The organism is Flavobacterium sp., assembly GCF_043773265.1.
GTDB lineage: Bacteria > Bacteroidota > Bacteroidia > Flavobacteriales > Flavobacteriaceae > Flavobacterium.
Genome location: NZ_JAYVFH010000216.1, coordinates 1 through 5,314 on the forward strand (window position 1 = coordinate 1; position 5,314 = coordinate 5,314).

General features: G+C 32.2%; 4 protein-coding genes. All 4 read left to right on the plus strand.

All coding sequences use genetic code 11. The features are described from left to right. Positions 1 to 2,037 (plus strand): DNA topoisomerase (locus ACH2BO_RS11475; protein WP_395044882.1); only part of this gene is annotated, 2,037 nt, incomplete at its 5' end. A gap of 85 nt (positions 2,038 to 2,122) precedes the next feature. Then, a complete protein-coding gene (locus ACH2BO_RS11480) occupies positions 2,123 to 3,274 on the plus strand; it encodes a formimidoylglutamase (protein WP_395044883.1) in 1,152 nt (383 codons plus the stop codon). A gap of 244 nt (positions 3,275 to 3,518) precedes the next feature. After that, complete coding sequence (gene gldK / locus ACH2BO_RS11485) at positions 3,519 to 4,916, plus strand: gliding motility lipoprotein GldK (protein ID WP_395044884.1); 1,398 nt, start codon at positions 3,519 to 3,521, stop codon at positions 4,914 to 4,916. A gap of 62 nt (positions 4,917 to 4,978) precedes the next feature. Beyond that, positions 4,979 to 5,314: gliding motility protein GldL (gene gldL, locus ACH2BO_RS11490; protein ID WP_395044885.1), on the plus strand; the 336-nt coding region annotated here is incomplete at its 3' end.

Sequence of the window (5,314 nt, forward strand, 5' to 3'; positions counted from 1 at the left end):
CCAGTTTTATGGAGAAAAATTAAAGGCGGACTTTCTGCAGGACGAGTACAATCGGTTTCCGTACGATTAATTGTTGAAAGAGAAAGAGAAATTCAAAATTTTAAAGCACAAGCAAGTTATTCTGTTGTTGCCGAGTTTGTAAACGAAGCAGGAAGAGCTTTCAAAGCTAAATTACCAAAGAATTTTAATACTAAAAAAGAAGCCGAAGATTTTCTTGCCAAAAATATTGGTTCTAATTATAAGGTAGCCGATTTAGAAACCAAACCTACCAAAAAATTTCCAGCTGGACCATTTACAACGTCAACTTTACAACAAGAAGCAGCACGTAAATTGTACTTACCTGTAGGAATTACAATGCAATTGGCACAACGATTATACGAAGCCGGATTGATTACTTATATGAGAACCGATTCAGTAAATCTTTCTAAAGATGCTATGGATGCAGCTCAATCAGAAATCATAAAATCGTATGGGAAAGAATTTTCTAAACCAAGAACGTTTGTAAATAAAAGTAAAGGCGCACAAGAGGCACACGAAGCAATTCGTCCTACAGATATGTCGCGTCACACTGTAAATATTGATAGAGATCAAGCTAGATTATATGATTTAATCTGGAAAAGAACATTGGCGTCTCAAATGAGTGATGCCGAATTAGAAAGAACGAATGTAAAAATTGAAGCAAATAACCACTCAGAGGTTTTTACTGCTTCTGGTGAAGTTATCAAGTTTGAAGGTTTCCTAAAAGTATATCTTGAAGGTAATGATGATGACGATGAAGAACAAGAAGGAATGTTGCCGGCAATGAAAGTCAATGAAAAATTGATTAATAATTACATCACAGCTACAGAAAGATACTCAAGACCAGCAGCAAGATATACAGAAGCTTCTTTAGTAAAAAAACTTGAGGAACTTGGAATTGGTCGTCCATCAACTTATGCACCAACAATTTCTACTATAATCAATAGAAATTATGTTGAAAAAGGAAATCTTGAAGGTCAAGAACGAAATTATACTCAATTGACTTTGCAATCAGGAAAAGTTTCAGATAAAGTATTAAAAGAAAATACAGGTTCAGACAAAGGAAAATTAGTTCCAACCGATATTGGAACAATAGTTACTGATTTTCTAGTTAAGAATTTTGAAAATATTTTAGATTATAATTTCACTGCCAAAGTCGAACAAGATTTTGATGAAATTGCAGAAGGAAACATCAATTGGACAACAATGATGCAGGAGTTTTACGATAAATTCCATCCAAACGTAAAAGATGTTGAAGCAAATGCCGATAGAGAAAGTGGCGAAAGAATTTTAGGAAAACATCCAGAATCAGGTAAAACAGTTTTGGTTCGTTTAGGAAAATTCGGCGCAATGGCTCAAATTGGCGATATTGATGATGAAGAAAAGAAATTTGCAAGTTTACGACCAGAACAAAACATGGGTAACATAACTTTAGAAGAAGCATTGAATTTATTTTTACTTCCAAAAGCATTAGGAACTTATAAAGGAGAAGAAGTAGAAGTAAGTCTTGGACGATTTGGCCCATTTATTAGATTCGGAAAAGTATTTGTTTCGCTTCCAAAAGGTGAAGAACCATTGGATGTAGATTTAGAAAGAGCTAAAGTATTAATTGATGAAAAAACCGAAGCTGATGCACCAATTGCAGTTTATAAAGGAGAAGGTGTTCAAAAAGGCACAGGAAGATTTGGTCCGTTTTTAAAATGGAATGGAATTTTCATAAATGTAAGTGCCAAATACAATTTCAATAATTTAACACAACAAGATATTGAAACAATTATCGAAGACAAGCTTCAAAAAAATATTGATAAAGTAATTCACAATTGGGAAGAAGAAGGTATTTTAGTTCAAAAAGCACGTTGGGGAAGAAGTGAAATCACAAAAGGAAAAATCAAAATTGAACTGAGTAAAGATGTTGATGCCACAAAGTTAACATTAGCCGAAGTTCAAGAAATGATAGAGAAGAAAACTCCTGCTAAAAAAGCGCCAGCCAAAAAAACTGCTGTCAAAAAGAAAAAGTAAGAAGAAAAAATAACTATAAACAATTTCACAACTTAATTTCCTTTTCTTTGGAGAGGATTGAGGTGAGAAAAAAAAGAAATAATAAATGGAATTCGATTTTCTTTCACCATTAGAAACCGATTTAATTATAGATTTAAAACGACTTTCATCGCAACATTTGTCGAGTAAAGTTGTTTTTCATACTCAAAATGATTTTCCAGAAATTTCAAAAATTGATATAGCAATTATTGGTGTGTCAGAATATAGAGGTAATCAATCTCAAACAGAAGAAATTGATTTATCAAATGTTAGAAGAGAATTATATAGTTTATTTCCTGGTAATTGGAGCAAGACAATAGCTGATTTAGGTGATGTCCTACCTGGAAACTCTGCTGACGATACTTATTTTGCTGTTCAAAAAGTTGTTTCTAAATTAATTAAAAATAAAACTATACCAATAATAATTGGTGGCTCACAAGATTTAACTTATGCACTTTATAGAGGATTTGACGATTTAGAACAAATGGTCAACTTAGTATCAATTGATAATAAGTTTGATATTGGAAAACATGATGGGTCAATAACATCCGAATCCTATTTATCAAAAATAATAATTGAAGAACCAAACAACCTTTTTAATTACAGCAACATTGGTTTTCAAACCTATTATAATTCGCAAGAGGAAATAGATTTGATTGAAAAATTATATTTTGATTGTTATCGTCTTGGAGAAATTTGTCATAATATTTCAATTGCAGAGCCGGTTTTTCGTGATGCAGATATTGTAAGTATTGATTTAACATCTGTAAAGTCATCAGATTCTGGAAATTTGATTAACTTTATGCCCAATGGTTTTAATGGAAAAGAAATATGCTCATTGTCTAGATATGCTGGAATAAGTGATAAAGTTTTTTTATTAGGAATTTTCAACCATACTGGTTCAATACAAGAATCACCTTTAATAGCACAAATAATTTGGTATTTTATCGAAGGCATACATTATCGTTCAAATGAATACCCTTTTGGAAGTAAAGAAAACTATATAAAATACACAGTTCCTTTTGAAGATGAGGATATTGTGTTTTTTAAAAGTAATAAAACAGATAGATGGTGGATTGAAATACCTTTTTTTGTAAATCATCACAATAAACTGAAAAAGAATACGTTATTACCATGTTCTCATGACGATTATTTGGCAGCATGCAATCAAGAATTCCCACAAAGATGGTGGAAAGCGCAACGTAAGAGTATTTTGTAAAAACAATTAAGTAAAATAAATTTTTTCAAGCATTTATTGTAAGATAAAACACATTAAACACACAAACAATAGTAAATTATCGCCTTTTTTTGCACTTTATCGATTATTTTGTTTTGTCAATTCAAATTAATTTTTACTTTTGGTCTAGCAATTAAAATTTTAGGAATCAAATAATTGTTTTTTTCAAAAAAAATAGATAGGTTTACGCCCTTAAAATAAGAATATATAATTAACCCAAATTTATATGAAGAAGTTCATTGCATTTGCATCTGTTTTAACTCTTTTAGCGAGCTGCGGTAAATCCGGAGACAAAGGTGAATTAGTAGGAGTTAAAGGTAAAAAGTGGCATCCAGAAAAACCATACGGAATGACATTAGTTCCAGGTGGTGCTTTTATAATGGGTAAATCAGATGATGATTTAGCTAATGTTCAAGACGCGCCAACAAAAACAGTTACCGTAAGATCCTTTTATATGGATGAAACGGAAATTACTAATAGTGAATACCGCCAATTCGTAGAATGGGTAAAAGATTCTATTATTAGAGTTCGTTTAGCAATTCTTGCCGAAGAAGTTGGTCAAAAACCAGGATCTGGAAAAGGTAAAAACGCTGGTAGCATTGGAGAATTTGCTTTTGCAGATCAAGATCCGGCAAAAATGACACCTTATGATAAATATATGTATGAAAACTATTATAGTGTTGGTACAGATGACGATCCATTTGCAGGAAGAAGACTTAACAAAAAAGTTAAACTTATAACTGATACAAAAAAGTATCCAGACGAATACTATGTTGAGGTTATGGATACTATGTATCTTCCAGCTGCTGAGGCATACAATGGTTTAAGAACTATTGATGTAAATAAATTGAAATTCCGTTATTCTTGGATGGATATTCAAAAAGCGGCTCAAGCTAAAAAAGGAAAACGTTCAGAATTTATTAAAACAGAACAAACTCCTGTTTATCCTGACACTACAACTTGGATTAAAGATTTTGCTTATTCTTATAATGAGCCAATGCACAACGATTATTTTTGGCACCAAGCATATGGAGAATATCCAGTAGTTGGAGTTTCTTGGAAACAAGCTAAAGCTTTTTGCGCATGGAGAACTTTAAATAAAAATTCATATATAAAATCTAAGAAAAAAGGAAGAGATTTAATTAACTCTTTCCGTTTGCCAACAGAAGCTGAGTGGGAATATGCTGCAAGAGGAGGTTTAGAATCTGGTAATTATCCTTGGGGTGGACCGTATACTAAAAACGACAGAGGTTGTTTTATGGCAAACTTTAAACCTAACCGTGGAGACTATGCTGCAGATCAAGCTTTATATACAGTTGAAGCAAAATCTTATGAGCCAAATGGTTACAATCTTTATAACATGTCAGGAAACGTTGCCGAATGGACAGATTCATCTTATGATGCTGCTGCTTATGAATACGTTTCAACAATGAATCCAAATGTTCCAGATTTATCTAATAAACGTAAAGTTGTTAGAGGTGGTTCTTGGAAAGATGTTTCATACTTCTTACAAGTTGGAACAAGAGATTTCGAATATCAAGATACTGCAAGAAGCTATATTGGCTTTAGAACCGTACAAGATTACATGGGAACTCAAACAACAGGAAACGGGAAAAAACCGTAAAGCTTTAGAGATTAACTAACTTAAATTATATTAAACTTAACTAACTAAAATTATTATTTATTATGGCATTATTAAGCAAAAAAGCGATGAACTTCGCTTACGGAATGGGAGCGGCAGTTGTAATTATTGGAGCTTTATTTAAAATTACTCACTTTGAACTTGGACCTTTAACAGGTACTTTAATGCTTTCTATAGGTTTATTAACAGAGGCTTTAATCTTTGCTTTGTCTGCATTTGAACCTGTTGACAATGAATTGGATTGGGCATTGGTTTATCCAGAATTAGCAGGTGGCGAAGCTAAAGCTAAAAAAGTAAAATCAGAAGATCCTATTGAAGCTCAAGGTTTACTTTCTCAAAAATTAGACGCAATGTTGAAAGAAGCTAAAATTGATGGTGAA